The organism is Streptacidiphilus sp. MAP5-3 (genome assembly GCF_041262505.1).
Classification (GTDB): domain Bacteria; phylum Actinomycetota; class Actinomycetes; order Streptomycetales; family Streptomycetaceae; genus Streptacidiphilus.
This window is the reverse complement of the sequence record NZ_JBGCCL010000009.1, coordinates 24,722-50,691: the sequence shown is the minus strand read 5'-3', so window position 1 is coordinate 50,691 and position 25,970 is coordinate 24,722. Positions and strand designations below refer to the sequence as shown.

26 protein-coding genes are annotated in these 25,970 nt (G+C 70.7%); 8 read left to right on the top strand and 18 right to left on the bottom strand.

Going from position 1 to position 25,970, the window contains the following annotated elements; all coding sequences use genetic code 11:
- Positions 1 to 11: 11 nt before the first annotated feature.
- Positions 12 to 800, bottom strand: a complete 789-nt coding sequence (locus tag ABH928_RS16115) for an SDR family oxidoreductase (RefSeq protein ID WP_370066751.1) — start codon at positions 798 to 800, stop codon at positions 12 to 14.
- 281 nt (positions 801 to 1,081) lie between these two features.
- On the opposite strand from ABH928_RS16115, the gene ctaD reads away from it, so the two are divergent.
- Both ctaD and ABH928_RS16105 read left to right on the top strand, forming a co-directional pair.
- On the top strand, positions 1,082 to 2,755 hold the full coding sequence (gene ctaD, locus ABH928_RS16110) for a cytochrome c oxidase subunit I (protein WP_370067113.1): 1,674 nt from the start codon (positions 1,082 to 1,084) through the stop codon (positions 2,753 to 2,755).
- 49 nt (positions 2,756 to 2,804) lie between these two features.
- Positions 2,805 to 3,158, top strand: coding sequence for a hypothetical protein (locus ABH928_RS16105; protein ID WP_370066749.1), 354 nt, complete (start codon positions 2,805 to 2,807; stop codon positions 3,156 to 3,158).
- Positions 3,159 to 3,203: 45 nt separating this feature from the next.
- On the opposite strand, the gene ABH928_RS16100 is transcribed toward ABH928_RS16105, so the two are convergent.
- From ABH928_RS16100 to ABH928_RS16030, 15 genes are all read right to left on the bottom strand, one after another.
- Positions 3,204 to 3,893 (bottom strand): hypothetical protein, encoded by a 690-nt coding sequence (locus ABH928_RS16100; RefSeq protein WP_370066747.1) that lies wholly within the window; start codon positions 3,891 to 3,893, stop codon positions 3,204 to 3,206.
- 46 nt (positions 3,894 to 3,939) lie between these two features.
- Entirely contained in the window at positions 3,940 to 4,464 is a 525-nt protein-coding gene (locus tag ABH928_RS16095) for a hypothetical protein (protein ID WP_370066745.1), read from the bottom strand.
- Between the two features lie 56 nt (positions 4,465 to 4,520).
- On the bottom strand, positions 4,521 to 5,099 hold the full coding sequence (locus tag ABH928_RS16090; RefSeq protein WP_370066743.1) for a hypothetical protein: 579 nt from the start codon (positions 5,097 to 5,099) through the stop codon (positions 4,521 to 4,523).
- Between the two features lie 31 nt (positions 5,100 to 5,130).
- A complete protein-coding gene (locus tag ABH928_RS16085) occupies positions 5,131 to 5,631 on the bottom strand; it encodes a hypothetical protein (RefSeq protein ID WP_370066741.1) in 501 nt (166 codons plus the stop codon).
- Complete coding sequence (locus tag ABH928_RS16080; protein ID WP_370066739.1) at positions 5,628 to 6,869, bottom strand: MlaD family protein; 1,242 nt, start codon at positions 6,867 to 6,869, stop codon at positions 5,628 to 5,630. Before ABH928_RS16080 ends, ABH928_RS16085 begins: the two co-directional genes overlap by 4 nt.
- Entirely contained in the window at positions 6,869 to 7,945 is a 1,077-nt protein-coding gene (locus tag ABH928_RS16075) for an MCE family protein (RefSeq protein WP_370066737.1), read from the bottom strand. Before ABH928_RS16075 ends, ABH928_RS16080 begins: the two co-directional genes overlap by 1 nt.
- Entirely contained in the window at positions 7,942 to 8,970 is a 1,029-nt protein-coding gene (locus tag ABH928_RS16070; protein ID WP_370066735.1) for an MCE family protein, read from the bottom strand. The genes ABH928_RS16075 and ABH928_RS16070 overlap by 4 nt, the downstream gene beginning before the upstream one ends.
- Positions 8,967 to 10,049 (bottom strand): MCE family protein, encoded by a 1,083-nt coding sequence (locus ABH928_RS16065; RefSeq protein ID WP_370066733.1) that lies wholly within the window; start codon positions 10,047 to 10,049, stop codon positions 8,967 to 8,969. Before ABH928_RS16065 ends, ABH928_RS16070 begins: the two co-directional genes overlap by 4 nt.
- Positions 10,046 to 11,077 carry an MCE family protein gene (locus ABH928_RS16060; RefSeq protein ID WP_370066731.1) on the bottom strand — a complete coding sequence of 344 codons (1,032 nt, stop codon included), beginning with the start codon at positions 11,075 to 11,077 and terminating at the stop codon, positions 10,046 to 10,048. Before ABH928_RS16060 ends, ABH928_RS16065 begins: the two co-directional genes overlap by 4 nt.
- On the bottom strand, positions 11,074 to 12,330 hold the full coding sequence (locus tag ABH928_RS16055; RefSeq protein ID WP_370066729.1) for an MCE family protein: 1,257 nt from the start codon (positions 12,328 to 12,330) through the stop codon (positions 11,074 to 11,076). Before ABH928_RS16055 ends, ABH928_RS16060 begins: the two co-directional genes overlap by 4 nt.
- Complete coding sequence (locus ABH928_RS16050) at positions 12,327 to 13,217, bottom strand: MlaE family ABC transporter permease (RefSeq protein WP_370066727.1); 891 nt, start codon at positions 13,215 to 13,217, stop codon at positions 12,327 to 12,329. The genes ABH928_RS16055 and ABH928_RS16050 overlap by 4 nt, the downstream gene beginning before the upstream one ends.
- Before the next feature lie 3 nt (positions 13,218 to 13,220).
- Positions 13,221 to 14,021, bottom strand: a complete 801-nt coding sequence (locus ABH928_RS16045; RefSeq protein WP_370066725.1) for an MlaE family ABC transporter permease — start codon at positions 14,019 to 14,021, stop codon at positions 13,221 to 13,223.
- Positions 14,018 to 14,977 carry an ABC transporter ATP-binding protein gene (locus tag ABH928_RS16040; RefSeq protein ID WP_370066723.1) on the bottom strand — a complete coding sequence of 320 codons (960 nt, stop codon included), beginning with the start codon at positions 14,975 to 14,977 and terminating at the stop codon, positions 14,018 to 14,020. Before ABH928_RS16040 ends, ABH928_RS16045 begins: the two co-directional genes overlap by 4 nt.
- 1 nt (position 14,978) lies before the next feature.
- Positions 14,979 to 16,604 carry a DUF6801 domain-containing protein gene (locus ABH928_RS16035; protein ID WP_370067111.1) on the bottom strand — a complete coding sequence of 542 codons (1,626 nt, stop codon included), beginning with the start codon at positions 16,602 to 16,604 and terminating at the stop codon, positions 14,979 to 14,981.
- 313 nt (positions 16,605 to 16,917) lie between these two features.
- On the bottom strand, positions 16,918 to 17,535 hold the full coding sequence (locus tag ABH928_RS16030; protein ID WP_370066721.1) for a hypothetical protein: 618 nt from the start codon (positions 17,533 to 17,535) through the stop codon (positions 16,918 to 16,920).
- 431 nt (positions 17,536 to 17,966) lie between these two features.
- On the opposite strand from ABH928_RS16030, the gene ABH928_RS16025 reads away from it, so the two are divergent.
- Positions 17,967 to 19,187, top strand: a complete 1,221-nt coding sequence (locus tag ABH928_RS16025; RefSeq protein WP_370066719.1) for a helix-turn-helix domain-containing protein — start codon at positions 17,967 to 17,969, stop codon at positions 19,185 to 19,187.
- A gap of 424 nt (positions 19,188 to 19,611) precedes the next feature.
- Entirely contained in the window at positions 19,612 to 20,778 is a 1,167-nt protein-coding gene (locus tag ABH928_RS16020; RefSeq protein WP_370066717.1) for a hypothetical protein, read from the top strand.
- Between the two features lie 49 nt (positions 20,779 to 20,827).
- Here the strand turns inward: ABH928_RS16020 and ABH928_RS16015 are convergent, their stop codons facing one another.
- A complete protein-coding gene (locus ABH928_RS16015; RefSeq protein ID WP_370066715.1) occupies positions 20,828 to 21,481 on the bottom strand; it encodes a TetR/AcrR family transcriptional regulator in 654 nt (217 codons plus the stop codon).
- Positions 21,482 to 21,648: 167 nt separating this feature from the next.
- Between ABH928_RS16015 and ABH928_RS16010 the strand changes: the two genes are divergently transcribed.
- The 3 genes from ABH928_RS16010 to ABH928_RS16000 all read left to right on the top strand — a co-directional run bounded on the left by ABH928_RS16010 (position 21,649) and on the right by ABH928_RS16000 (position 23,557).
- On the top strand, positions 21,649 to 22,176 hold the full coding sequence (locus ABH928_RS16010) for a cupin domain-containing protein (RefSeq protein WP_370066713.1): 528 nt from the start codon (positions 21,649 to 21,651) through the stop codon (positions 22,174 to 22,176).
- A gap of 107 nt (positions 22,177 to 22,283) precedes the next feature.
- Positions 22,284 to 22,571, top strand: a complete 288-nt coding sequence (locus ABH928_RS16005) for a hypothetical protein (RefSeq protein ID WP_370066711.1) — start codon at positions 22,284 to 22,286, stop codon at positions 22,569 to 22,571.
- A 101-nt stretch (positions 22,572 to 22,672) separates the two neighbouring features.
- Positions 22,673 to 23,557 carry an SAM-dependent methyltransferase gene (locus ABH928_RS16000; RefSeq protein WP_370066709.1) on the top strand — a complete coding sequence of 295 codons (885 nt, stop codon included), beginning with the start codon at positions 22,673 to 22,675 and terminating at the stop codon, positions 23,555 to 23,557.
- Here ABH928_RS16000 and ABH928_RS15995 read toward each other — a convergent pair.
- On the bottom strand, positions 23,530 to 24,366 hold the full coding sequence (locus tag ABH928_RS15995; RefSeq protein WP_370066707.1) for a GNAT family N-acetyltransferase: 837 nt from the start codon (positions 24,364 to 24,366) through the stop codon (positions 23,530 to 23,532). The two genes, ABH928_RS16000 and ABH928_RS15995, sit on opposite strands and share 28 nt — an antisense overlap.
- 213 nt (positions 24,367 to 24,579) lie before the next feature.
- Between ABH928_RS15995 and ABH928_RS15990 the strand changes: the two genes are divergently transcribed.
- Positions 24,580 to 25,554 (top strand): hypothetical protein, encoded by a 975-nt coding sequence (locus ABH928_RS15990; RefSeq protein WP_370066705.1) that lies wholly within the window; start codon positions 24,580 to 24,582, stop codon positions 25,552 to 25,554.
- Positions 25,555 to 25,970 lie beyond the last annotated feature (416 nt).

The window sequence follows — 25,970 nt, the reverse complement described above, 5'->3', positions numbered from 1 at the left end:
CGGGGCTCGCGTCAGTTCGTGAAACCGCCGTTGCTCAGCAGCAACTGCCCGTTGATCCACCCGCCCTGCGGCGAGCAGAGGAACTCCACCAGGTGGGCGGTGTCCTGCGGCGTGCCCAGCCGACCGAGCGGGGTCCGACCCGTCAGGTGCTCCCTCACGTCGTCCGACATCCAGCCGGTGTCCACCGGGCCGGGGTTGATCACGTTGGCGCTGATCCCGAGGTGCGCGAGCTCGTGCGCGGCGGCCAGCGTGATCCGGTCGAGCGCGCCCTTGCTCGCGCCGTAGGGCAGGTTGCCGACGGTGTGGTCGCTGGTCAGCGCGATCACCCGGCCGGTACCAGGCACGCCCTGGAAGCGCCGTCCGTACGCGCGGATCAGTAGCCAGGTGGCCCGCGCGTTCACCGCGAAGTGACGGTCGAAGCTCTCGACGGACGTGTCGAGCAGGCCGGAGTCGACCGACTCGCAGTGGCACATCACCAGCGCCGTGACGCCGCCGAGACCTTCCTCCACCTCGTCGAAGATCCTCTCCGGCGTGGCTGGATCGGCCAGGTCCGCCTCCACAGCCAGCGTGTCGGCACCGCGCCCGGCCAACTCCGCGGCGATCTCGTCGGCCGCGCCGCGCTCCACGCCCCACGGCATCCGGGCGTCGTAGGGCGCCCAGTAGGTGAACGCGACGTCCCAGCCCGCCGCCGCCAATCGCCGGGCGATCCCGGCACCGATGCCGACCGTGCGGCCCACTCCGGTCACCAGCGCGACCGGGCGCGGTTCGGCGGATGCGGCGTTCCCGTCCTCAGTCCTCACAGCACACCATGCTTCGACCGACTGCGGCGGGCGGCAACCGGTTTTCGGGCTGCCGAACGGCTCTGCCGTCGTCACCGTTTCGGTCGAACGCCGACGCGTCGCCGGGTGTGTCGGCGCCTCGCCGCTCTCCCGCTCACTAGCCTTCCGAGCGCCCGGCAGACCGCGGCCATCGGCGGACATCCCGACACCGGCCGGCGGGCCACACCCATCTGGGCACGAGGAGACGCGTGTACGTACAACCCGCCACCAGCACCGACGAGGCGCTCGGTGAGACCAAGCCGGTGACGGCCGGTCAGACGATCATCAAGTGGATGACCACGACCGACCACAAGGAGATCGGCACGCTCTACACCGTGACCTCGTTCGCCTTCTTCCTGGTGGGCGGCGTCATGGCGCTGATGATCCGCGGTCAGCTGATCCAGCCGGACAACTCCCTGCTCTCCAACGAGCAGTTCAACCAGGCCTTCACCATCCACGGCACGATCATGCTGCTGATGTTCGCCACGCCGCTCTTCGCGGGCTTCGCGAACTGGATCATGCCTCTGCAGATCGGCGCGCCCGACGTCGCCTTTCCGCGCCTGAACGCCTTCGCCTACTGGCTCTACCTCTTCGGCTCGCTGATCGTCGTGGCGGGGTTCATCACCCCGCAGGGCGCGGCCGACTTCGGCTGGTTCGCCTACGCGCCGCTGAACTCCGCGATCCACAGTCCCGGTGTCGGCAGCGACATGTGGATCATGGGTCTGACCTTCTCCGGCTTCGGCACCATCCTCGGCTCGGTCAACTTCATCACCACCATCCTCTGCTTGCGGGCCCCTGGAATGACGATGTTCCGGATGCCGATCTTCGTCTGGAACGTCCTGCTCACCGCGGTGCTGGTGCTGCTCGCCTTCCCCGTACTGGCCGCCGCGCTGCTGGCACTGGAGGCGGACCGCAAGTTCGGCGCCCACGTCTACGACCCGGCCAACGGCGGGGCGATCCTGTGGCAGCACCTGTTCTGGTTCTTCGGGCACCCGGAGGTCTACATCATCGCGCTGCCGTTCTTCGGCATCGTCTCCGAGGTGATCCCGGTCTTCTCGCGCAAGCCGATGTTCGGCTACCAGTCGCTGATCGCGGCCACCATCGCCATCGCCGGCCTCTCGGTCACGGTGTGGGCGCACCACATGTACGTCACCGGCGCCGTACTGCTGCCGTTCTTCTCCTTCATGACGTTCCTGATCGCCGTCCCGACCGGGGTCAAGTTCTTCAACTGGATCGGCACGATGTGGCGCGGGTCGCTCAGCTTCGAGACGCCGATGCTGTGGACCGTCGGCTTCCTGGTGACCTTTCTCTTCGGCGGTCTCACCGGCGTCATTCTCGCGTCGCCGCCGCTGGACTTCCACGTGTCGGACTCGTACTTCGTGGTCGCCCACTTCCACTACGTGGTCTTCGGCACCGTCGTCTTCGCCATGTTCGCCGGGTTCTTCTTCTGGTGGCCCAAGTGGACCGGGAAGATGCTCGACGAGCGCCTGGGCAAGATCCAGTTCTGGATGCTCTTCATCGGCTTCCACACCACCTTCCTGGTCCAGCACTGGCTGGGCGCGGAGGGCATGCCGCGCCGCTACGCCACCTACCTGCCGCAGGACGGCTTCACCACGCTGAACGTCATCTCCTCTGCGGGCTCCTTCCTGCTCGGGCTGTCGGTCCTGCCGTTCCTCTACAACGTGTGGAAGACAGGCAAGTACGGAACCCGCGTCACCGAGGACGACCCGTGGGGCTACGGCCGCTCACTGGAGTGGGCGACCTCCTGCCCGCCGCCGCGCCACAACTTCCTCACCCTGCCGCGGATCCGCTCCGAATCCCCTGCCTTCGAGCTCCACAACCCGTCGATCGCGGCGCAGGACTACATGGAGAACGTCGGCGAGGTCCCGGCCTACCTGTCGTCCGCGATCGAGCGCGCGCGGAGGGACGAGGAGTAGGACGTCCGACGGAACTGAGAGAACCGGGAGAGAAACAGGAGGCCCCGCCGTGGCCGCCGACGACACCGGCCAGGCCCCCGACACCGCCGCCGGGCTGCGGATGTTGGAGGGCTACCTCTACTGGCAGGCGGAGACCGACCGCGCGCAGCAGGAGGCCGAGCGGTTCGCCGACCTGCTGCCCTGGCTGACGGCCGGTCAGCGCGAGGAGGTCGTCCGCCTCCACCGGCAGGAGCGCCTGGACAGCTCGCGCGCCTTCGTCGAACGCATGGCCCGCCGGGCCCGCCAGCTCCAACGCGAGTACACGACCCGGTACCAGCACCTGAGGATCCGCGTCGTGGCGGCCTGGTTCGCCGTCGCGGCCGGACTCGTCGCCGCCGACGCCTTCATTCACCCCAACGGGTGACACCTCGGCGAGCCACGCATGCAGGAGGCCCTCGACGGCCAGGAGTCACGCGCCCAGGGTGTCGAAGTCGGCGATGCGCCAGGTGCCGTTCTGAAGGATCGCGTCGACGGCAAGCATCGCCGCGCCGTCGTTGGAGGCGCCGTTCGAGGCGCCTGCGGCGGTGCTGACGCTGGTCTGGTCAGCGTAGACGAGCACGTGGGCGCGGTTGCCGGCGAGGACGTCGACGCCGCAGTCGGTGACCGTTGTACTCAACACAAGTTTCTCGCGCGGGCCCTGGGCGCGGACGGTGGCCATCAGCGTGGCGTACTGGTGGACCGCGCTGCCGGTCAGCAGGGTGTGGGCGGCCTGGTCGGTGCGGGTGGGGTCGGTCCAGGAGTAGGAGAAGAGCTGGTTGACCGCCTGCGAGACCGAGCCGGTGACCTGGCTGGTCCGGCCGGTGTCCGTCAGTGCGGTGTTGTCGGCGTCCGCGCCGGCGCGGTCGGCGGCGGCCTGGGTGCCCGACCAGGCGGCGAACGCGCCGAGCAGCACCGTCAGCACGGCGAAGAGGACGGGGAGGGGGAGGCGCAGCCGTCGCCTGGGGGTCGGAGCGGCCGTTGCAGAAGTGCGGGGACGGGCGCGTTCCGGCCGGTCCAGGGTGGCCGTCGTAGCCATCGTGCTCGTAGCGACGGCCGTGCCGCGTTCCTCCCGGGCGGCCAGTCGGCGGCGGCGGTTGACCGTGTGGCGGGACATCGACATGGCGGTTCCTCGATCTCTGCGGTTCGCGCGCGGTCCGTGTACGCGGTCAGTTCGCCGGGGTGGTCGCGGTGCCGACGGGCGCCTGTTCCAGCGCGCTGAGCTTCCAGCCCGAGGAGGTGCGGGTGAGCTGGCCGAGCATCCGGCTCTCCTTGACCGCGGGCGTGCCGCTCCCGGTCTGCACAGTGATCCGCAGCGCGACCATCACGCTCGCCGTGCCCGCCCGGTCGTCGAGCTGGGTGACCGCGCCGTCCAGCACGGACGCCGTGGTGACCGACTTGGCCTGCTGCACCTGGGAGGTGAACGTCGAACTGCCCTGGGTGAGTTGGGTGTGCAGGTCACCGGTCGTCGAGTCGAGCCAGACCTTCAGCCCGGAGGAGACGTTGCGGTAGTCCAGCGTGTTGAGGTTCTGCACCGCCTGCTCACCGGCCGCCAGGACCCGGTCGCGGCTCTGCCCGAACGCGGCGGACTGGTCGTGCGCCGCCGCGTACCAGCCGTAGCCGAACCAGGCTGCGAACCCGGTCGCGAGCAGGAGCAGCACGGCCGACGCGCGTCGGAGCCTTTGTTCCGTCATTCTGCGTCGTTCCCTTTCCGGTCGGCGAGCGGTGGTGCAAGCGGTGGTGCGCGCGGTCAGCGCACGTCGAGGGACGAGACCAGCCAACGGCCGCCGCGCTGGACGGCGGCCACCGCGAGCTGGGCCGGGACGGTGCTGGGCGCCGCGCCCTGGCGCTGGGCGGTCTGGTCGAGGAAGACGAGCAGCCGTGCCTGACGGCCCGTCAGTGACTCGACGCCGATCCGCGCCACGGTGGTGGTGAGGGTGAGCCGCTGCGCCTGTACGCGTGGGGCGACCTGCCTGAAGAGAGTCCGGTACTGGGACGCGGCCTGGCCGGTGAGCAGTTGGTTCGCCGCCTGCGCGGTGGCGTTGGTGTCGTCGGGGGTGTAGCTGAGGACCTGGTCGAGGGCACTGCCGACCTGGCTCTCCACCTGGGCGGTGGCGGCGGTGTCGGTCAGCGCCCGGTTGGCCAGCGACGCGGAGCCGGGGAGATGGGTGGCACGCCAGCCCACCAGCGCGGCGGCGACCAACGGCACGGCCACCGCCGCCGCGAGCACGCCGCGCGCGCGACTCCATCCGACCCACCGCCGCCGGGGGCCGGGCGGATCGTCAACGCCTGCGGGCGCCACCGTTACTGACGCTTCGTCAACCTGCATGTCGCTCCTCCCTGAACTCAACCGAGCCCGGTCACGCCACGGCCGTGAGCGAGGTGATCTTCCAGCCGGAGGCGGTGCCGGCGAGCGTCGCCTCCAGCCGCTTGCGTTGGGTGCCGACCGAGCTGCCCTGGTGGGTCACCTGGATCTGGACGGTGGCGATCAGCGTCGCCGTTCCGGCCCGGGTGTCGAGCGCGGTCAGCGCCGCGTCGGTCACCTGGGCCTGCGTGGACGTGCCGGCCTGAGTCACGGCGTGCTCGTCCGCTCCCGTCTCGGAGCGCAGCTGGTCGTGCAGCGTGCCGGTGGTGACGGTCAGCCATGCGGCCAGCGCCGCGGCCGGATGGGACACGTCGACGCTGCTCAGCGTGGCGACGTCGGTGCGCCCCTGGGCGAGGGCGGTGTCCCTGGCGGTCCCGAAGGCCAGGTCCGGGTTGCCGCTGGCGTGTAGGTACCAGCCGAGGCAGCCCGCACAGCACGCCAGGGCGAGCAGCACAGCCACGACGGGTGGGCGCAGTAGGCGTTCACGGAAGGTCATGGCGTCAGGTCTCCCATCCCGAGCAGCCCGGCCAGGTCCTTCGGCCCCGCGGCCGACGCGCCGAGCAGGGCCGCCGAACCGCCGGTCGCCGTGTGCGCCAGCTCGCCGGGGACGGTCGGCGCGGGGACGGCCGGGGCGGGTGCGTGGGCCGCGCCGCGGACGTCGATGCCGCTGGACGCGGGCTCGGTGCAGCTCGCCGCCGTGTTGAGCGGCGGAGCCTGACCGGTGTCGAGGCCGTTGCGGTACTCGGTACCGCCGTAGCCCGCCGTACAGGGCAGCGGTGCGAAGAAGGTCAGCGACAGGCCCATGTGCGCGCCGCTGGACGTGATCGCCGTGGAACCCGCCGCCACCGCCGGCGGGAGCTCGACCAGCAGCTCCTCGATGCCGTTCTGCCGGGTCATGGCGACGTCGGCCGTCGTGGTCAGGTTGGCCAGCAGCACGCTCAACTGCGGGTCCAGGTCCTGCAACAGGCCGGTGATCTGGGTGTCCGCCTCCGGCACGGCGGTGATCAGCCGCCGCAGGTCGGTGTCGGACGCGTCGAGCTGCGCGGCGAGCTGGTCGGCGGAGGTGGCGAAGCTGGTGATCGCTCCGCTCTCGGCCTGCTGCGTGGCCAGCACGCTCGACCCGTCCGTGATCAGCTGGGTGGTGGCCGGAGCGGCACGCTGCGCGGCGGTGAGGAACTCGTGGCTCGTGTCCAGCAGCGCCTGGAGGTTCGACCCCTGCCCGGCGAAGCCCTTGCCCAGCTCGTCGACGACGGTCTGCAAGGACTGCAGCGGCACGGACTGGGCCAGCGCGTTGACGCTGGTCAGCATGGTCGAGACCGGGGGCGGAGTCTGGGTGACGTCCTGCGGGACGACGGAGCCGTTGTGCAGGTACGGGCCGGTACCGGTGGTCGGTTGCAGGTCCAGGTACTGCTCCCCCACCGCCGACAGGCTGGCGACGACGGCGTGCAGGTGGTCGGGAATGTGCGGGGCGGAGTCGTTGATCCGCAGGTCCGCGTCCACGCCCTGCGGCGTGAGCGTGATCGGGCCGACCCGGCCGACGGAGACGCCCCGGTAGGTGACGTCCGCGTCCTGGAACAGCCCTCCCGTCTGCGCGAGTTGGACGTGGACGTCGTAGGTGCCGCTGAGCCCGACGGCGTGGCCGAGGTCGGCGTAGCGGATGCCGATGTCGCCGAGCGCCAGCACGGCGACGGCGACGAAGGCCAGGTTCTTGATCTTCGTGGCTGCGGTGAGCATCACTGCCCTCCCGTCGACGGCGCGGAGCCGGCTGCACCGCTGGGCACCGGCACGATCGGGCTGACCTGCGTGCCCTTGGCGGCGGTGACGCTGAGGTAGGTGTTGAGGTAGTCGCCCTTGATGCCCTGCAGCACCTGGTCGGTGAACGGATAGGTGGCCAGCACCTGGAGCGAGTTGGGCAGGGCGCTGCCCGCGTCCGCCAACTGCTGCAGCGTCGGCGCGAGCGACTTGAGGTCGGCGACGACGGCGTCCTTGCTGCGGTTGACCGTGTCGTCGGCCACGGTGGAAAGGGTGTCCAGGGACTGGAGCATGGTGACCAGTTGGCCGCGCTGCTGGCTGAGCACCTGGAGGCCGGGGCCGAGGTCGTTGAGCACGGTGCCGATCTGCTGGTCGCGGGCGGCGAGCGTGGTGGAGAGCCGGTCGACGCCGTCGAGCGCGGCGGTGAGGTCCTGCCGGTGCGCGTTCAGGGTGGAGACAAGGGTGTCGAGTTGGGGCAGCAGATCGCGGATCTGGGAGGTGTTGCCGGCCAACGCCTTGTTGAGCTCGACGGCGATCGTGTGGATCTGGTTCAGGCCACCGCCATTGAGCAGCAGCGACAGCGCCCCGAAGATCTCCTCGACCTCCGGCGCCCGGTCGGTGCGGGAGAGGGGGATCTGCGCACCGGTCTCCAGCGTGCCGGTGGCGGGGACGTCGGCGGGCGGGGCGGTGAGCTGGACGAACTTCTCGCCGAGCAGGCTGGACTGCTGCAGTTCGGCGTAGGCGTCGGCGGGCAGGTGGACATCGCCGTTGACCTCCATGGTGACCTCGGCGGTCCAGCCGTCCGGGGCCAGGGCGATGCCGGTGACGCGTCCGACGGCGACGTCGTTGACCTTGACGTCCGCCTGCGCGACCAGGTTGAGCGCGTCGGCGAACTGGGCGCGCACCTGGTAGGGATGGCTGCCGAGGGCCGCCCCGCCGGGCAGCGGCAGGTCCTGGATGGTCGTCATCGGCGCGGAGCAGCCCGCCAGCAGCAGCGACACGGTGGCGAGGACGCCCACCATGGGGAGGCGCGCGGGAAGCCGTGAGGGCTGTCTCATCCTGCGCCTCCGGTGTTCGGCAGCGGCAGCGGTGGGTCGACGCTGCCGCCGAGGCTCAGTTCGTTGAGGTCGCCGCGGCCGTCGAGGGTGCCGTGCTGCGGGTCGTAGGCACCCAGCAGATTGCCCGCCGCCAGCGGCGCGGTGTCCAGCAGTTCGGCCAGCGAGGAGCGCTGGTTGACCAGGGTCTGGGTGATCGGCACCAACGAGTCCACGGCGTTCTTGAGCTGGGCCCGGTTGCTCTGGATGAACTGCTGCACCTGCGCGAGCGCGGTGGCCAACTGCTGCAGGGCGGATCCGAGGTCCTGCCGGTCGGCGGCCAGGAAGCCGCTGACGCTGGAGAGTTGACCGAGTGCGGTGCGGACGTTGGTGTCGTTGGTCTTCAGCATGGAGGTGAAGGACTCGAGCGAGGTGAGGGTGGAGAACAGGTCGTTGCTGTCGCCGCCCAGGGTCTTCGACGCCTGGCCGAGCTGGTCGATGGTGTTACCGAGGTCGGTGCCGTTCCCGGCGAGGTTGGCCGCACCGACGTTGAGCAGGTTCGACAGCGCGCCGGTGGAGTTGGCGCCGCCCGGCCCGAGGTCCTGGCTGAGCTGGGTGATGCTCTGGTAGAGCTGGTCGATCTCGGTCGGCGTAGCGGTGCGGGACAGCGGGATGGTGGCGCCGTCCGCCAGCTGCGGCCCGCTCGTCCAGGCCGGGGTGAGCTGCACGTAGCGGTCGGCGACCAGCGTCGGCGCGACGACGACGGCCCCGGCGTTCGCCGGGATCCTGACGTTGCCGTCGACGCTGAGGCTGGCGACCACCATGGTCCCGTCGGGCCGGACGGCACTCACCGTGCCCACCTTGACGCCGAGGATCCGCACGTCGGAGCCGGGGTAGACGCCGACGGCACGGGAGAAGTCGACGCTCAGGTGCTGCTGCGGCGGACCGGACGCCTGGCTCACGCCCACGGTGACGCCCGCGGCGACCAGGACGAGCACGGCGCCCCAGGCGACGGCGAGGGAACCTCGTCGGTGACGCGGAAGGTTCATCGTCGGCTCCCGGTAGGCGTGGCCGACGCGGTGGTGCCACCGGCCTTGGGCGGCATGCAACCCGTGCTGGGCTGCGTCCCGGGCGGGAGGTAGTTCCTCGGGACCAGCCCGCAGAGGTAGGCGTCGAACCAGGGGCCGTTGCCGAGCGCGTTGGTGACCAGCCGGTAGTACGGGCCGGCCAGGGCCAGCACCTGGTTCAGCTGGCCCAGGTTGGCCTGGAGGACGCTCACCACCCGGTTCAGCGCGGTGAGTGTCGGGGTGAGCTGCGCCTGGTTGTCCTGGACGAGCCCGGTGAGCTGGGTGCCGAGCGCCGTCGTCCCGACCAGGAGCTGGTGGATCGCGTCGCGACGCTGCTGGATCTCGGCGAGCAGCAGGTTGCCGTCGCTGAGCAGCGTCTGCAGGCGGGAGTTCTGGTCCGCCAGGGTTCCCGTCAACGCGCTGGTGCCCTGGAGCAGTTGGGAGAGCTCCGCGTCCCGGCTGGAGATGGTCCGCGACAGCGAGGAGAGCCCGGTCAGCGCGGTCCGCACGGAGGCGGGGGTGTTGCGGAAGGTGTCGGAGAGCGCCTGGAAGCTCTGCGCCAGCTGCTTCTCGTCGAGCTGGCCGAGCGTCTGCCCGAGCCCGTTCAACGCGACCGCGACGTCGTAGGGCGAGGTGGTGCGGCTGCGCGGGATGGTGGCGGACGGGTTCTGCGCGGCAGTACCCAGCGGGTCGACGGCCAGGTACTTGGCGCCCAGCAGCGTCTTGATGGCGATGGAGAGCGTGCTGGTGTTGCCCACCCACGCGCCGCTGACCTGGAAGTCGACCCGGACCTGGGCCCCGTCCAGCGCCACACCGGTGACCTTGCCGACGGTGACCCCCGCGACGCGGACCTCGTCACCCGAGGTCAGCCCGGCTGCCTCGGTGAAGTCGGCGCTGTAGTGGGTGCCTCCGCCGACGAACGGCAGCGCGTCGGCGTTGTAGGCCAGCAGCCCGACCAGCAGCAGCACCACCAGCCCGACCACGCCCACGATCACGGGGTTGCGGTCGCGCAGCGGCCGGAACAGCGGACCGCGCTTCCACGAGCTTTGACGAGGAGTCATGAGCCGCACCTGGCCTGGCTGATGGAGACACCGGTCGGCGCCTTGCTGCCGTCGGTGGTGGTGACCCCGCCGACCGTGGCCTGGCACAGGTAGAGGTTGAGCCAGGACCCGTACGAGGCGGCGCGTCCGATCGCGGTCATCTTGGCGGGCGTCTGCTGCAGGAAGTCCTCCAACTGCGGTGTCCCGTTCGCGAGGTTGGTGGAGAGCCGGCCGAGCTGGGTCAGCGAGGCCTGCAGCGGCGCCCGGCCGTCGGTGAGCAACCCGGCCGTGCTGGTGGTCAGTTGCGACAGCGCCGAGACCGAGTCGCCGATGGCGGTCCGGTCCTGGGCGAAGCCGCTGACCAGCTCCTGGAGGGTGGCGACCAGGGTGGTGAAGCCGCTGGTGTTGTCGTTGACGGTGGTGACGACCTGGTTGAGGTTGTCGATCACCTGGCCGACGACCTGGTCCTTGGCGGCCAGCGTGGTGGTCAACGAGCCGATGGTGGAGACCAGTTGGTCCACCGTTCCGCCCTCGCCCTGGAGCACCTGGACGATCTCACCCGTCAGCTGGTTGATCTCGTCCGGGGCCAGGCCCTGCAGCAGCGGCTGGAAGCCGTTGAACAGCTCGGTCAGGTCGACCGCCGGGGTGGTGTCCTGCTCCGGGATGGTGCCGCCGGGCGGGAGGCTTTGGTCGACCGGTCCGGTGCCCTGGCTGAGTTCCACATAGCGCTGGCCCACCAGGTTCTCGTACTTGATGGTCGCCTGCACCGACGCGGGCAGGGTCCTGCCGCGTTCCACGCTGAAGTGCACCTGGGCGACACGGCGTTGGACGAGCGTGACGTCCTGCACCTGGCCGACCTCGACGCCCGCGATCCGGACGGCGTCGCCGGGCGCGACGCCGGTGGCGTCGGTGAAGTCGGCGTAGTAGCTGACGGTGCTGCCGACCGTGGTGTTGGCGATGCTGAGCGCCAGGCCGGTCGTCGCCAGCGCGGTGACGGTGACGAAGACGAAGGACTTGGCCAGCGGTCCGGCCAGACTGCGGCGGCTCATCGCAGCGTCACCTCCGTTCCGCGCAGCAGCGGTCCGGCCAGCAGGCTGCTCCAGTCGGGCAGGCCGGCGTGTTGTGAAGCGCTGGGCAGGCCGGCGGTGAACAGCTCGGTGACCAGTTCGTTCTCCTGCGGGGAGTTCGCCAGGCCGAGCGTCGCGGCGCTCTGCGCGGTCGCGGAGACCGTGTGGCCGGTGTATGGGAGGCCGTAGCAGGAGGGTCCGCTGTCCCCGTTGTAGACGGGCGTGTCCTTGCCCGGCACGTAGGCGGCGCGGGCGGGGACGACGGTGAGGTCGACGTGCAGTCCGGGCTCGTCGGTGCCCTTGCCGAGCGCCTTGTCCATCACCGGCACGAAGGCGGCCAGCGCCCGCAGCGTGCAGGGGAACTCGGGCGCGTAGCGGCTCAGCACGGCCAGCGTGCCGGTGCTGTCGACGGCCAGGCTGATCAGGTTCTGCCGGTTGGCCTGGAGCCACGAGGTCAGCTGGCCGGCGGTGGCGGTCGTGGTGCCGTAGAGGGTGTCGAGCTGGCTCTGCTGCTGGGCGATGGTGCTGCTGGTCTTGGTGAAGTCCGTGAGCGCCTGCACCAGGTCGGGTGCGGCCTGGTTGTAGGTGGCGCTGACCTGGACCAGCTGCTGCACGTCGTCGACCAGGGCGGGCAGTTGCGGGTTGAGCGTGTGCAGGTACGAGTCCAGCTGACGGAGTGTCGACCCGAGCTCCGCGCCACGGCCACTGAGCGCCTCGGCCACCGCGTTGAGCGTCGCGGCGAGCTTCTGCGGCTGGACGGCGGTCAGCAGCGGCATGAGGTTGCTGAAGACCTGCTCCAGCTCGACCGCGCTCGCCGACCGGTCCTGCGGGATGGTGGTGTCATCGGTCAGCGCCGTGGCCGATGCGTCGGCGGGCGCGACCAGGTCGACGTAGCGCTCGCCGAAGAGCGTGGTCGGCAGCATCTGCGCGGTGACGTCGGACGGAATCTGGGCCATCCGACCTGGGTCGATCGCCAGCGTCAGCCGCGCGCCCTGCCCGTCGGCGGTGATCTGCCGGACCTGGCCGATCACCACGCCGCGCAGTTTGACGTCCGCGCCCAGATGCATCTCGTTGCCCACTCTGTCGGTGAGCACGGTGACGGTGTCGTCGTGGGTGAAGTCCTTGTCGTAGACGGCGATCGCCAGCCACGCCAGCAACGCGGGCACCAGCACGAAGACCAGTCCTGCGGTGCGCCGCAGCAGCGGGGACGCGGACGCCGCCCGGCGGGGGCTCATCCGGTCACCCGCACGGTGGTGGTCGCACCCCAGAGCGCCAGGCTGACGAAGAAGTCGGTGACGCTGATGACCACGATGGCGTTGCGCACCGACCGCCCCACGGCGATGCCGACGCCCGCCGGACCTCCCTCGGCGTGGAAGCCGTAGTAGCAGTGGGCCAGGATCACCGCCACGCTGAAGATCAGCACCTTCAGCATGGAGAGCAGCACGTCCGTGGGCGAGAGGAAGAGGTTGAAGTAGTGGTCGTAGGTGCCTGCGGACTGGCCCTTGACGAAGACGGTGACGACGCGTGAGGCGAAGTAGGAGCTGAGCAGCCCGACGCCGTAGAGCGGGATGATGGCGACCACGCCCGCGACGATCCGGGTGGTGACCAGGTAGGGGACGCTGCGGATGCCCATCCCCTCCAGCGCGTCGACCTCCTCGTTGATCCGCATCGCGCCCAGCTGCGCGGTGAAGCCGGCGCCGACGGTGGCGGAGAGCGCGAGGCCCGCGACCAGTGGGGCGATCTCGCGGGTGTTGAAGTAGGCGGAGATGAAGCCGGTGAAGGCGGTGGTGCCGATCTGGTTCATCGCCGCGTAGCCCTGAAGGCCGACGACGGTGCCGGTGGCCAGCGTCATCCCGATCATCACGCCGACGGTGCCGCCGATGACGCTCAGCCCGCCGCTGCCGAAGGAGACCTCGGCCAGCAGCCGCAGTATCTCCTTGAAGTAGCGGCGTATCGCGCGCGGCAGCCAGAGCAGGGCGCTGAGGTGGAAGATCAGCTGCTCGCCGGAGCGGTCGAGCCACCGGAGCGGAGCGAAGGTGCGGCGGGGACGTCCTTCGTGTGCCTGTGCCTGCCGGGTGCCTGAAGCGGCGGGTCCGGCGGGGTCCTTCTCGGTGAGTGCCATCGGTCAGACCCCCTTCGGCGGCACGAGCTGCAGGTAGACGGCGGTGAGCAGGACGTTGGTGACGAAGAGCAGCAGGAAGGTGATCACCACCGACTGGTTGACCGCGTCGCCGACGCCCTTCGGTCCACCACGCGGGTGCAGGCCCCGGTAGGCGGCGACGATGCCCGCGATGAAGCCGAAGACCACGGCCTTGATCTCGCTGATGTAGAGGTCGGGCACCTGCGCCAGCGTGTTGAAGCTGGAGAGGTAGGAGCCGGGCGTGCCGTGCTGCATCACGACGTTGAAGTAGTAGCCGCCGAGCACGCCGACCACCGACACCAGGCCGTTGAGCAGCACCGCGACCGACATGGTGGCGAGCACCCTGGGCACGATCAGCCGCTGCACCGGGGAGATGCCCATCACCTCCATCGCGTCCAGCTCCTCGCGGATCTTGCGCGAGCCCAGGTCCGCGCAGATCGCCGAGCCACCCGCACCGGCGATCAGCAGCGCCACGATCAGCGGGCTGGCCTGCTGGATCACGGCCAGCACGCTGGCGCCGCCGGTGAACGACTGCGCGCCCAACTGCTGGGTCAGCGACCCGACCTGAAGCGCGATCACCGCGCCGAAGGGGATGGAGACGAGAGCGGCCGGGAGAATGGTGACGCTGGCGACGAACCAGAACTGCTCGACGAACTCGCGCAGTTGGAACGGCCGCCGGAAGGTGTCCCGGACCGTCTGCGCGCCGAGCGCGAAGAGCTGCCCGCTCTCCCGCAGCGCCGCGACCGGTGCCTGCGCGATCCGGTCACGCGCTCTGGCGGCCGTCACGACGGCTCACCTGCCCGAAGATGCACGACCGGCAGCGTCGCCGTCGTAGCAGTCTCCAAGCCGTGGCCGCCCGCAGCGTCCGGCGGACGGCGACGCGGAAGTCCGGCCGAGGGCTGGAGCAGCGGCGGCAGCGCGGGAGGGGGCGGCAACGGATCGCCCGCGCCCGCAGCTTCGCTCGCCAGGTCGGCGGCGTCCTTCTCCTCCGACATGCCGATGGGACCCGTCACGCGGCCGGAGAGGAACTGCCGCACGGCCGGGTCCCGGCTGCCGAACAGCTGCTCTCTCGGCCCGAAACCCACCAACTCGCCCCGGTAGAGCATGCCGACGTGGTCGGGCACGGTCGAGGCGATGTCGAGGTTGTGGGTGACGATCAGCATCGTCGCGTCGATCTGAACGTTGAGGTCGACGAGCAGCTGGGAGAGGAACGAGGTGCGGACCGGGTCGAGTCCGGAGTCGGGCTCGTCGCAGAGGATGATCTGTGGGTCCAGCACCAACGCGCGGGCCAGCCCGGCGCGCTTGCGCATGCCGCCGGATATCTCCCCGGGCAGCTTGTCCCCGGCACCGCCGAGGCCGACCCGCTCCATCTGGTCCATGACGATCCGTCGGATGTCGCGCTCGCTGCGCCGGGTGTGCTCGCGCAGCGGGAAGGCGATGTTGTCGAAGAGGTTCATGGACCCGAACAGCGCACCGTCCTGGAACATCACCCCGAACAGCTTCCGAGCCCGGAAGACGTCCCGGTCCGGGCTGTTGACCATGTCGACCCCGTCGACCATCACCCGCCCGCGCTCGGGCTGGACCAACCCGATGACGGACTTGAGGAACACGGTCTTGCCGGTCCCCGACGGCCCGAGCAGTACGCTGATCCGCCCGGCGGGCAGAGTCAGGCTGACGTCGTGCCAGACCGTTTGGAGCCCGAAGGACTTGGTCAGTCCTTCGACGACGACCTCGATGCCCATGTCACCTCCTGGCCTTGGGCGTGATGCCGAGCTCGGTGCTGCTGGCGCTGATGCTGGGAAGGTTCGGCAGGCCGATCTCCGGCAGGCACTGGTAGTGGGACAGGGGGAGGCAGGCCGGACCCTGCTCGAAGTAGAGCGAGTTGTCCGAGCCGGAGACGGCCGCGGTGAACAGCGCGTCGTAGTTCTGGCCGTTGGAGGCGCATCCCGTGAACGGCGGGATGTAGAGGTCGGTCTGGTACAGCGGGCCTCCGGCGGTCACGGTGTAGTCGGGCAGACCGTCACCACCGCCGGACAGGTAACTGTCCGCCCGGCCGTGCAGCTCCAGGTGCACCGGTGCGGAGGTCCGACAGTCGGGGCCGACGTCCAGTGGCACCCCGTTGACCTTCACGTTCGAGATGCTGATCTCCTGGTAGCCGCTGATGGTCGTGTTGGAGGCCTGCTTGAGCGCCGGCCCCCACCCGGTTGCGACCACAGTCAGCGGTGAGACGGACTGGAAGGTGAGCGTGGCCGACGTCGGCATGAAGCCGAAGGTCAGGAAGGTTGTCTGAGACGGAGGCAGGGTCAGGTTGCCGAGCGAGTCGATCTCGAAGTAGGGGTTCGGCTTGTTCGGCAGGACCAGGACCTCTCGGACCGTGGAGAGAGACGCCAACGCCGGGCGCTGGTAGGGGTCGTTGACGGCGGTCGCCTCGCCCTGCTTGCCGATGTTCGACCACCCCACCGCGAAGGCGCACTCCGGCACCTCCGGGAAGCTCCTCACTATCGCCCCCGGCGGCACCGGCGGCAGCTGTCGCGGGTCCAGCGACCCCGTCGGCAGCGGCGGGCAGGTGCTGACGTGGGAGTCGACCCCGGGCACGACCAGCTGCGCGGCCCGGCCGCCTCCCCCGCCGACGACGGGGACGGAACCGAGGATGCCCTGCTGGCCCGGGTCGAGCGCGCAGACCACGTGGGTAGTCACCGGCCCGGTCGGTGGTGTCGAGGCAGGAGGCGAGGCGGGCGGCGAACCCGGAGCAGACGCCGGGGCCGACACCGTCGCCGAGGGCGTCCCGGACGGTGAGGCCGATGCGCTCGTCGCGGCGCTTGCCGACATCGAAGGTGTCGCAGCAGCAGTCGACGGCGACACCGTGGCCGGGGCAGGCAGCATCGAGGCAGCGGGAGCCGGTGCACTGGCGGGTGTTGCCGCCGTGCCGGCCGAGGTCGATGCGGGCACACTGGTCACGTCGAGGCTGAGGGTCCCCGCAGTGAACAGCACGGTGCCGCCTTCCCCTGCGGTCACCGTGGGCGGACGCCCGGACAGCCCGAGCGTCACATCGCTGCTTCCCGCACCGACGTTCGCGGCCGGGCCGGTCAGCCCGCTCCACTGCATCTGGCTGCTGCCGCTCCCCTGGACCACGCTCACCGCGAGGTCCGCGTCGACAGCCACCACAGCGGCACCGCTCCCCGGTGCGACCGCCGACCGGGGCAGCGTCAACTCGACGTCGACGCTGTCCGGTTGCACCGCAGAACCCGGATGTCCCGGCTCCGGAAATTGCGGCCGGACAACGGCGGTGACCGGAACAACCCCCGTCGGAAAGCGACACGAATAACGCAAGGAAGTCACGTAATTCGCGGATCCGGCGGAGGAATTCATACTGGGCACGAGTCCGGCGACGAGCGCCGCCGCGGCAACTCCCGAGAGGCGCAGCATCCTCCGACCGCTCCCGCGTCCCGGTCGCCCTCGCATGCCGCCTCCCTCTCCGACGCCCTGGCTGATGACATGGTCCGTGACTTGGTCGATGACAGGTGATCAGCTCGGTGGCGCGGGACACTATGTCCCGCGCGCACCCCGCGACAAGGGAAGGGATCAGGAGACTCCGCGCGACGTCCCCCGCGTCCCGTCCCTTGTCATCGGGTGACAAGCGCCGTCACCGGCGTTTGTCACGACCTGCGTCGTGCGGTGGTGATCACGGCGAGGTGACCTGCAGCGTGGCCGGCGAGAGTGCGTAGTCGCCGGTGAAGGTGTTGGAGTCGCCGTTGTTGATCAGGCCCAGGCAGAGACCGCTGACGTTCTCGGCGATGAGGGTGCCGCCGGTGATGCTCAGCGTGTGGGTGGAGTTGTTGTAGGACCCGGTGAGGGTGGCCGGTCCGCCGCTGGTGGTGCCGCCGAACGTTGCGTTGCAGGCCCCGGAGATGCTGGCCTCGACGCCCGTCAGCGTGCCGGTGGTGACCCCGCTCGCGTAGCTGGTGGCATTGAAGGCCCACGGCAGGTTGCTCGCGCTGACGGTGAAGGTGATCCCCGCCGGTCCGGTGCAGCTGCTGAACGTCGCGCCGCTGACGGTGGCGATGTCGGTGCCGGACAGGCCGGTGCCGTTGGTCGCGCTGCCGCTCGCCGATGCGGTCGTACAGGTCAGCACAGTGCCCGTGGTGGTGTCCGTCAGCAGCGTGTCGGTCGACGTGCCGGTGAAGCTGCCGCCCCCGGTCACCGTGTAGGTGCCGGCCGCGCTCGCCTCGGTCGTCCCCAGACCGACGACGGCCGCCGCCACGGCTGCTGCAACGACGGTCCCCTTGGTGATTCTGTACACGATCTCTTCCCTTCCGAGCATACGGAAAAGGTGAACGAATTCATGCGCCGCCGCTGGGTGGGACGGCCGCGGACCAATTCCCGGATTCTCCCGCCGAATTCGTCGGGCGATTCCTCGTGCCGAGTGACGCTACGCACGGGTAACCGCCACCGCAACCGTCTGCGCCGAGATCTGCTCAGCCAGCTCGCCCCGCGGCCCCGTTCTTGTGCCCGGCGGCAGGAGGGCCGCCACAGAATTTGTCGGTAAGTGAGCATGACCGGCCAGTAAGCCTCGCTCCACACGAACTTCCGGGTTCCGAGGTGCTGCGCCGCACACACACGGTGGTCTATGTTTCAGTAGCCAACGAAGTCACCGGCGTTCCGCCTGCTCCCGCCCCACCCCAACCGGCGCGGCGGAACTGCGGCACGCCCCTGCCCACGCGAGGGAGAGGCATGACGGCGCCGGGTCAGCACTCCGCTCCACGCGTCTCCGCGCTCAGCGCGATCCCGCGCGAGCTCACCACCATCATGCGTCCCGAACTCCCCAGCCTACTCAAGGAGATGCTGGAGGAGATCGTCGGCGCCATACCGGAGTACGCCGACCTGCTGGACGGTCAGGGCGCCCGGGTGATCCGGCGCGGCATCGAGCAGAACGTCGTCGCCTTCGTCGAACAGGTCGGCCTGCCGCCACAACGCACCACCGGAACGATGCCGAGCCGGGACGAGATCTGCCGGCAGTTCGGCCGCTTCGAGGCCTACGAAGGCCGCAATCTGGACCGGCTGTTGGAGGCTTACCGGATCGCCTGCCAGGTCGCGCTGCGCCGGGTCCGCGTGGTCGGCCGCCGCTACAACCTGTCCGCCGCGCTGCTGATGACCTTCGCGGACGCGCTCTTCGCCTATATGGGCGAGATCGCCGAACTCTCCCGCGAGGGCTACCGCCAGGCCCTGGTCGAGCTCGGCGAGGAGCCCGACAACCGCAGACGCCGCCTGCTGCGCCGCATCCTGGCCGGTGCCCCGATGAGCCGGGCGACGCTCAAGGAACTTGCGCAGCAAGCGAACTGGACGCTTCCCGAGGAAGTGACCATGGTGGCCCTGCATCCGGGCAGCCGGCCCAAGCGCTCCGAGCTGGACGGCGAGATACTCGCCGATCTGGCCGATCCCGAGCCGCACCTGCTCGTCCCCGGCCACCTCGACGACATGCGCCGGATCTCGCTCAGCCTGGCGCTGACCGGCTGCCGGGCCGCCGTCGGTCTGACCACGACGCTCAGCGAGGCGCCGGACTCGCTGCGCTGGGCGCGGCAGGCGCTGGCGCTCTCCGAGACCGGCGTCCTCACCGACCTGCCCGTGGTCTTCTGCGAGGACCACCTGCTGCAACTCTGGCTGCTGGGCGACCCGCCGCTGCTGCGGCAGTTCGGCAAGCGCTACCTGCGCCCGCTCGAGAGTCTGACGCCCACTCAGCGCTCGCGCCTCAGCGACACGTTGCGCAGCTGGCTGTCCACCCGCGACACCGCACCGCAGATGGCCGAGGAACTCGGCGTCCACCCGCAGACGATCCGTTATCGGCTGCGCGTTCTGGAGCGGATTTTCGGTCCGCGCCTCAGCGATCCCGACGAGCGATTCGGTATTGAGGTCGCTCTTCGCGCACTGCGCCTGCAGTCGCGCAACCGGATCTGACCGCGCGCGGATCCGGCACGGAATCCGCGTTACATTTCACGGTGCGATTCCAGACCTGGAACGCATTAATCCGGTTTGGTTTTCGCCCTTCGCGTCGTCAGATGTTCCGGGCAGGCTTCGGAAACAGCCAGTTCGGCCCGGGCGCATGCGCTGACATAGTGCAGAGCCTGACGGGACATCATCACCCCGTCGAATGCCGCCCCGAGGGGAATTCCGTCGGCCGATCACGGCCGCACCCCCCTGCGCGGGCCCTCGGCGCCCAGGCCCCGTGTTACGTGTTACCTCCGGGGGATTGACCTGACACGAACACGTCTGGTTCGCTACCACCACGACCAGTGGTGCACCGGTCGTTCACACTCCGGACACTTCCCCACGCACCGTTCCCGACACGCCTTTTGGCGAGCGAAGAGAGGATCGGACTCCCATGGGTCTCTCCGACAAGCGCGGCTCGCGCCGCAAGATCGTCACCGGGGTCGCTTCGTTGACCCTGATCACCGCCGGTGCGCTGGTCGCGGCGCAGTCCACGACGGCGGTGGCGGCGAGCAGCGCGCACCCGGCGCCGATGGCGAACCCGTACAACCCGCAGGCCGGCCACGCCTACCGGCACGGTGTGATAGCCACGCGCACCGAGACCGCCAACATGAACGCCTGGGCGAAGGCCCACCCCGCCGCCACCACCGGCCCCGAGACGCTGTCCTACGGCGGCGGGGTCGACGGCATCGGCGTGCTGAGCGGCCACGCCAAGGTCTACCTGGTCTTCTACGGAACCCAGTGGGGCACCAAGACCACCGCCTCCAACGGTGACGCCGCCTTCTCCAAGGACCCCGACAAGGCCGCGTCCGCCGCGCAGCAGATGTTCAAGGGCATCGGCACCAACGGCGAGAAGTGGTCGGCCGACCTGACCCAGTGGTGTGACGGCCCGAACGTCAAGGCTGGGGCCACCAGCTGCCCGAGCAACGCCGCGTTCATCCCCTACCAGACCGGTGGCGTGCTGGCCGGCGTCTGGTACGACAACTCCAAGGCCGAGCCGACCAACGCGACCGGCCACCAGCTCGGCGTGGAGGCGGTCGCCGCCGCGGCCCACTTCGGCAACAAGACGGCCGCCGCCAACCGCGACACCTACTACGTCATCCTGTCGCCCCACGGCACCGACCCGGACGGCTACCAGAACCCGAGCACCGGGTACTGCGCCTGGCACGACTACAACGGCGACACCAGCCTGACCGGCGGACCGGTGTCCTCGCCCTACGGCGACATCGCGTTCTCCAACCAGCCCTACAACATGGACCTCGGCGCCAGCTGCGGTGTCGGCTTCATCAACTCCCCCGGCACGCTGGACGGGTACACCATGACCCTCGGCCACGAGTGGCACGAGATGATGTCCGACAAGAACCCGGCGGGCGGCTGGACCAACAACACGGGCAGCTCCTACAACGGCGAGGAGAACTCCGACGAGTGCGCCTGGCTCTCCCCCGGCACGGCGGGTGGCGCGGCGAACGTCAAGTTCGGCTCCTTCGGCACCTTCGCCGAGCAGGCCAGCTGGTCCAACGACACCAACTCCTGCGCCATCTCGCACGCGATCCTGCACTGACGCCGGATCAGACTGATCGCACTGATCGGACTGATCGCTGACAGGTGTTTCACCCCGGACCGGGGGTGGGCCGAGTGCCCGCCCCCGGTTCGCGGTACCGGTAGTACGCCAGGAACATCTCCACGCCGCTGCGGATCAGGTCCTCGGTGGTCGTCGCGCTGATCTCGTCGCCGCAGGCGCCCTGCACCAGGTGCGGGTAGAGCACCAGCGCGAGGAGCTGCGTCACCGCCAGTCCGGGGTCGGGCATCTCCAGGCGGCCCTCGTCGGCCAGCCGTCGGAACGCGGCGGCCAGGGCGGGGTGGGCACGGTCCGGGCCACTGCGCCGCCAGGCCGCGCCGAGCTCGGGAAAGGTGCGCACCTCGTCGGCGACGAGCCGACGCAGACCGACCACGTTCGGCGCGGTCACCCCCACGACCCACTCACGCGACGCGAGGACCAGCGCCTCACGCAGGTCCGCCGACGCGGCCAGCCTGGCCTCGGCGCCCGCGACGGCGGCACTGAGGGCATCGTCGAGCGCCCCGGTCACCACCTCGACGAACAAGGTTTCCTTGCTGCCGAAGTGGTTGTAGACGGTCACCTTCGAGACGCCCGCCTCGGCGGCGATCCGGTCCACCCCGGCGCCGTAGCCCTCGCGTACGAAGACGTCCGCGGCGGCCCGCACGATCGCCGCGCGCTTGCGCTCGGCCCGGTCACCCGCCGGCATCGCTCACCCCTTCCTTCGCCCTCTGCCGCTTCAGGCAGTTTCGGGCGGTTTCAGGCTAGCCGCGGCAGAAGTGAACCGTTGAGTTCATCTGAACGCGTCGGTACAGTTCCTTTCGCTTTCGCTCGTGAACGACCGATCCGTCCTGCGCCTCCCAGAAGGGCTGCACGATGTCCCTGCCGAACGACGCCGAACTCAACGCCATAAGCCCCTATCCGCCCATCCGGTACACCGGCGAGGGGGAGGTGTCCGCCGTGCACCGCTCCGGCGCGGAGACCCCCGAGCTGACCTATCCGAACGGCAACCAGGTCAGCTACCTGGCCAAGGGCTCGCTCACCGAGGGCAAGTTCGGCCTCTACCGCTGGGACTTCGGCGAGTCGCCGAGCGGTCCGGCCCCGCACATCCACCGGACCATCTCCGAGTCGTTCTTCATCCTCTCCGGCACGGTCCGGCTCTTCAACGGCGAGAAGTGGATCGACGCCACGGCCGGGGACTTCCTCTACGTGCCCGAGGGCGGCATCCACGCGTTCCGCAACGAGTCGGGCGAGGAGGCGTCGATGCTGCTGATGTTCTCGCCGGGCGCGCCGCGTGAGGAGTACTTCGAGATGCTGGTGGAGCGCGCCGCGCAGAACCGCCCGCCGATGTCCGAGCAGGAGCGGATGGAGTTCCTGCTCAAGCACGACAACATCTTCGTGTAGTCATCGCCCGGCGAGCTTCGCGTAGCGCCGACCGGCGGAACATTGCTCGGCACTCCGCCCACCTTCGGGATCACAATGGAGTCCTCGGGACCCGGAAGGAGCGAGCCGTGAGTGAAAGCTGGGGCGACGAGGTCTACCGGCCCGACGGGGACGAGCCGCCGGACTTCGAGGGGCTCCTGGACCCGGAGGACACCCTGGTCGGCGGGGAGAACCCGCTGGAGGAGGGCTACGTGCCGCGCGGGCGCCCGCTCGGGTCGCTGCGGGACGGGGTGACGGTCGGCGAGGGCCGGTCCGGCGAGAGCCTCGACGCGCGGCTGGCGCAGGAGCGTCCCGATCCCGCGCTGGGCGAGCCTCCCGAGGAGAGCGAGGAAGCCGAGGACGCGGAGGTGCCCTGAGCGCGACGGCAGAAGGCACAGCAGACGGCACGGCCGCAGGCCGGCCAAGTGCCGCTAAAGTGCTCCCCGTTGACCTTGATCGGCGGAGGGGGCACCGGGCCGTGGACAGCCCGAGCGCGGACAGCCGGAGCGTGGACCACTGGAGCCCGAGCGGCTGGATGAGCACCGCGGTGCAGCAGGAACCCGTCGAGCGCGTCGACCTGCACACCGACCGGCCGCAGTCGGCCCGGATGTACGAGTACCTGTTGGGTGGCAAGACCAACTTCGCCCCCGACCGGGAGGTCGCGGCCAAGGCGCTGGAAGGCTTCCCCGGCGTCAGTGACGTCGTCCGGGCGGGACGCTCCTTCCTCGGCCGCGCCGTCGAGTTCCTGGCCCGTGAGGGCGTCGACCAGTTCCTGGACATCGGCGCGGGCATCCCGACCAGCCCGAACGTCCACGAGATCGTGCAGCGGGTGAACCCGGCGGCACGGATCGTCTCCATCGACAACGACCCGATCGTGCACGCGCACACCCGCGCCCTGCTCACCAGCACGCCCGAGGGCCGGATCGACTTCCTCGCCGCCGACCTGCGCGGCCCGAAGGAGATCCTCGCCCACCGCTGCCTGGCCGGACCGGACGCGGCACTCGACCTCACCCGTCCGGTGGCGCTGGTCCTCAGCGCGGTGGTCCACTTCCTCGCCGACGAGGACGACCCGCGGGCTATCGTGCGCACGCTGCTGGACGCGCTCCCGTCCGGCAGCTGGCTGGTCCTGAGCCACGCGACCGCCGACGCCAGCCCGAACCAGGTGGGCCGGGCGGGCTCGACCTACCGCAGCGGCGGCGTCGGCATCCACCCGCGCAGCCGCGACGAGGTCGCCGTCCTGGCGCAGGGGCTGGACCTCGTCGAGCCCGGCATCGTCACCCCGGGCGGGTGGCGTCCGGAGCCGGACGCGGAAACCACCCTCGTCTCCCAGGACGGCTACGTGCTGGTGGCGCGCAAGCCCTGACTCACGACTTCCTCCGTGTTCCGGGCGTCACCTGCGAGCGCGCCGAGCCAGTACGCCGTCTCGGTCCGCTGCGGCTGGAAGCCGAGGGCGGCGGCCACGGCCAGGCTGGCGGAGTTGGAGGTCGGCGCGGTCCAGGTCGCGTCCCGGCCCCTGCCCCGGATCTCGGACGCGAGCTGCGCGGCGAGCGCGGCGGCCAGGCCTCGGCGTCGGTGGTCGGGAGCGGTCGCGACGGCGACGTCCTCGTGGTGCCGTCCGCGCAGGTAGGTGCAGGCCAGCGCGACCAGATCCGCGCCGAGGAAGGCACCCCGGGCCGCACCACTGCGCGTGAGCGCGGCGGGCGAACCCCAGGTCTCCCAGATCCAGTGCAGCGCCGGGTGCGCCCCGGCGAGCTCGGCCTGATCGGCGGGGCCGAGCGCGCGCAGCGTGTACGCCGAGCCGGGCCGCGGATGCGGCAGGCCGGGCCGCCACTGCACCAGCACCCTCCGCCGCCACGGCGTCACCGAGGCGAAACGCTGTCCCAGCACCGGCAGGAAGCGCGCCGGAACGCTGACCTGTCCACGCGCAAGCAGCGGGAACCATGCCTCCGGCATCCGGTCCGGGTCGCCGCGCAGCAGGCGCTGTCCACCCGCGCGGACCAGGACCACCCGGGGCGAGCGCAGGTCGTCGACCCGCCAGTCACCGCAGCCGGTGGTCAGTACGTGCTCAGCGAGTACCGATGGCCCCGGGATCTCCGGGACGAACCAACGCTCGAACCACGACTCGGCGGCCGAGGGCCGGACCGGAGTCGGAAGACGCGACAGAAGTGCCACGGCGCACAGCTCAGCGCCCCCACGCGTCCGCCGTCGAGCGTTTTGACGCCGATGTATCCGTTCGGCCCAGAAACCCGTACGCGCGCTTTGCGCGGCGCGCTCCGCATGTCGCTAAGGAAACGCATCGATCCCCCGCCGCGACGTCAGAGCATCGTCATGGGCTGCTCCGAGGCGTCGCGGCAGGCGCGAGAGTACGGTCCGGAGGGATACATCATGAGCAGTGGGCGCGCCCGGGCCGGACGCCGACGTCGGCGTCAACGCATGCTGGAGACCCCGGCGGCCTGGGGAGTGAGCTTCCTCGCCGCAGCCTGTGTCGGTCTGCTGGGCGCGTCGGCCGGTGGGAGCGGCGATCCGACGGCCATGCTGACGGTCTTCGCGGCGCTGGCGGCGGCATGCGCGGCTGCCGGACCGTTCGCGGCGGTGCCGTTGGTGGCCGGGACCAACTGGTGCTTCCTCGACGGCTTCTTCGTGCACCGCCATGCGCAGTTGGGCGGTCGTCCCGGGCCGGACCTGCTCCCGCTGGCCGTGCTTCTCGGCGCCGCGTTGCTCGGCCGAGTGCTGGCAGCGGCGGCGCGCCGTCGCGCCGATCAGGCGGCGGACGAGGCCGTGCGGGAGCTCAACCCGCTGCTGCGGCTCACCGATCGGGTCCGACGCCGACTGCGTCGTCTGCGGTCCTGCCTGCTGGCGCTGGCCGCGCTCGGCGCCGTCGCGGCCGGTGCCACGACCTGGGCCGGTGACGCCGCCGCCGCCGCACGCGAGCGCGTCGGCGGGCACGAGGTGCGGGCGACTACCCTGGTCGCCGCGGTGCCGCTCAAGCAGACCGCACTGCGCGGTGGTGTCGTCGCCTACGTCACCACCCCGGTGGGCTGGCAGGACCCGCCCGGCGTCCGGCACACCGGGGCTGCGAGTGTCCCGCGCGGGCGCGCCGCCGGGACGGCCGTCGAGGTCTGGGTGGACGCATCCGGCTCACCCGTCACGCCCCCTGCGGGCCCGGCCGACCTGGCGCTGCTCACCCTCCTGGTCGGGGTGGCCACCATGAGCGCGGGCGCGGGTCTGGTGCTGACGGGCACCTGGGTGGCGCGGCGTCGGGTGGACCGCCGCGACTTCCGCAGCTGGGGCGACGAGTGGGAGCAGGTCGAGCCGGTCTGGTCCGGCCGCCGCAGGAACCACGGCGTCGGCGGGCGCTGAACCTCCGTCACCCCACCGCCGCCGTCGCGTGACCAGCCGCCGTCGTCCTGCGCGATCGAAGACGACGGCGCACTCCAGGTCCAGCGCGCGGCGCAGGGCCGCGAGGAAGCGGTTCCGGTCGCCTGCGTGGTAGGGGTCGAGCAGGACCGTGTCGGCCGCGAGCCGGGCCGGGTTCTCCGTACCGGCGCGGTCCGCGGCTGCCGCCGCCCCCGCGCGGGTGAGGTGGTCGACGAGCAGTCCGGCGCCGGCCCGGCCGACCCGCGCCACCGGCTCGCCGGAGCGCGCCGGAGCGGGCCAGAGCGGCCCGGACGTGGAAAAGTGGCGAAAGTTCCGTCGAGCGATGTCAAGACGCGGGCGTCGGCTCCGACCACTGGTCGAGAGGGCCCGAACGGGACCCGCGAACCCACAGGGAGCAC

What these genes read in the sequence shown, in the direction of transcription:
- ABH928_RS16100 (WP_370066747.1), bottom strand. Translation starts at nt 3,893, where the DNA reads ATGTCGATGTCCCGCCACACGGTCAACCGCCGCCGCCGACTGGCCGCC.
- ABH928_RS16095 (WP_370066745.1), bottom strand. Translation starts at nt 4,464, where the DNA reads ATGACGGAACAAAGGCTCCGACGCGCGTCGGCCGTGCTGCTCCTGCTC.
- ABH928_RS16090 (WP_370066743.1), bottom strand. Translation starts at nt 5,099, where the DNA reads ATGCAGGTTGACGAAGCGTCAGTAACGGTGGCGCCCGCAGGCGTTGAC.
- ABH928_RS16085 (WP_370066741.1), bottom strand. Translation starts at nt 5,631, where the DNA reads ATGACCTTCCGTGAACGCCTACTGCGCCCACCCGTCGTGGCTGTGCTG.
- ABH928_RS16080 (WP_370066739.1), bottom strand. Translation starts at nt 6,869, where the DNA reads ATGCTCACCGCAGCCACGAAGATCAAGAACCTGGCCTTCGTCGCCGTC.
- ABH928_RS16075 (WP_370066737.1), bottom strand. Translation starts at nt 7,945, where the DNA reads ATGAGACAGCCCTCACGGCTTCCCGCGCGCCTCCCCATGGTGGGCGTC.
- ABH928_RS16070 (WP_370066735.1), bottom strand. Translation starts at nt 8,970, where the DNA reads ATGAACCTTCCGCGTCACCGACGAGGTTCCCTCGCCGTCGCCTGGGGC.
- ABH928_RS16065 (WP_370066733.1), bottom strand. Translation starts at nt 10,049, where the DNA reads ATGACTCCTCGTCAAAGCTCGTGGAAGCGCGGTCCGCTGTTCCGGCCG.
- ABH928_RS16060 (WP_370066731.1), bottom strand. Translation starts at nt 11,077, where the DNA reads ATGAGCCGCCGCAGTCTGGCCGGACCGCTGGCCAAGTCCTTCGTCTTC.
- ABH928_RS16055 (WP_370066729.1), bottom strand. Translation starts at nt 12,330, where the DNA reads ATGAGCCCCCGCCGGGCGGCGTCCGCGTCCCCGCTGCTGCGGCGCACC.
- ABH928_RS16050 (WP_370066727.1), bottom strand. Translation starts at nt 13,217, where the DNA reads ATGGCACTCACCGAGAAGGACCCCGCCGGACCCGCCGCTTCAGGCACC.
- ABH928_RS16040 (WP_370066723.1), bottom strand. Translation starts at nt 14,977, where the DNA reads ATGGGCATCGAGGTCGTCGTCGAAGGACTGACCAAGTCCTTCGGGCTC.
- ABH928_RS16035 (WP_370067111.1), bottom strand. Translation starts at nt 16,604, where the DNA reads ATGAATTCCTCCGCCGGATCCGCGAATTACGTGACTTCCTTGCGTTAT.
- ABH928_RS16025 (WP_370066719.1), top strand. Translation starts at nt 17,967, where the DNA reads ATGACGGCGCCGGGTCAGCACTCCGCTCCACGCGTCTCCGCGCTCAGC.
- ABH928_RS16020 (WP_370066717.1), top strand. Translation starts at nt 19,612, where the DNA reads ATGGGTCTCTCCGACAAGCGCGGCTCGCGCCGCAAGATCGTCACCGGG.
- ABH928_RS16015 (WP_370066715.1), bottom strand. Translation starts at nt 21,481, where the DNA reads ATGCCGGCGGGTGACCGGGCCGAGCGCAAGCGCGCGGCGATCGTGCGG.
- ABH928_RS16010 (WP_370066713.1), top strand. Translation starts at nt 21,649, where the DNA reads ATGTCCCTGCCGAACGACGCCGAACTCAACGCCATAAGCCCCTATCCG.
- ABH928_RS15990 (WP_370066705.1), top strand. Translation starts at nt 24,580, where the DNA reads ATGAGCAGTGGGCGCGCCCGGGCCGGACGCCGACGTCGGCGTCAACGC.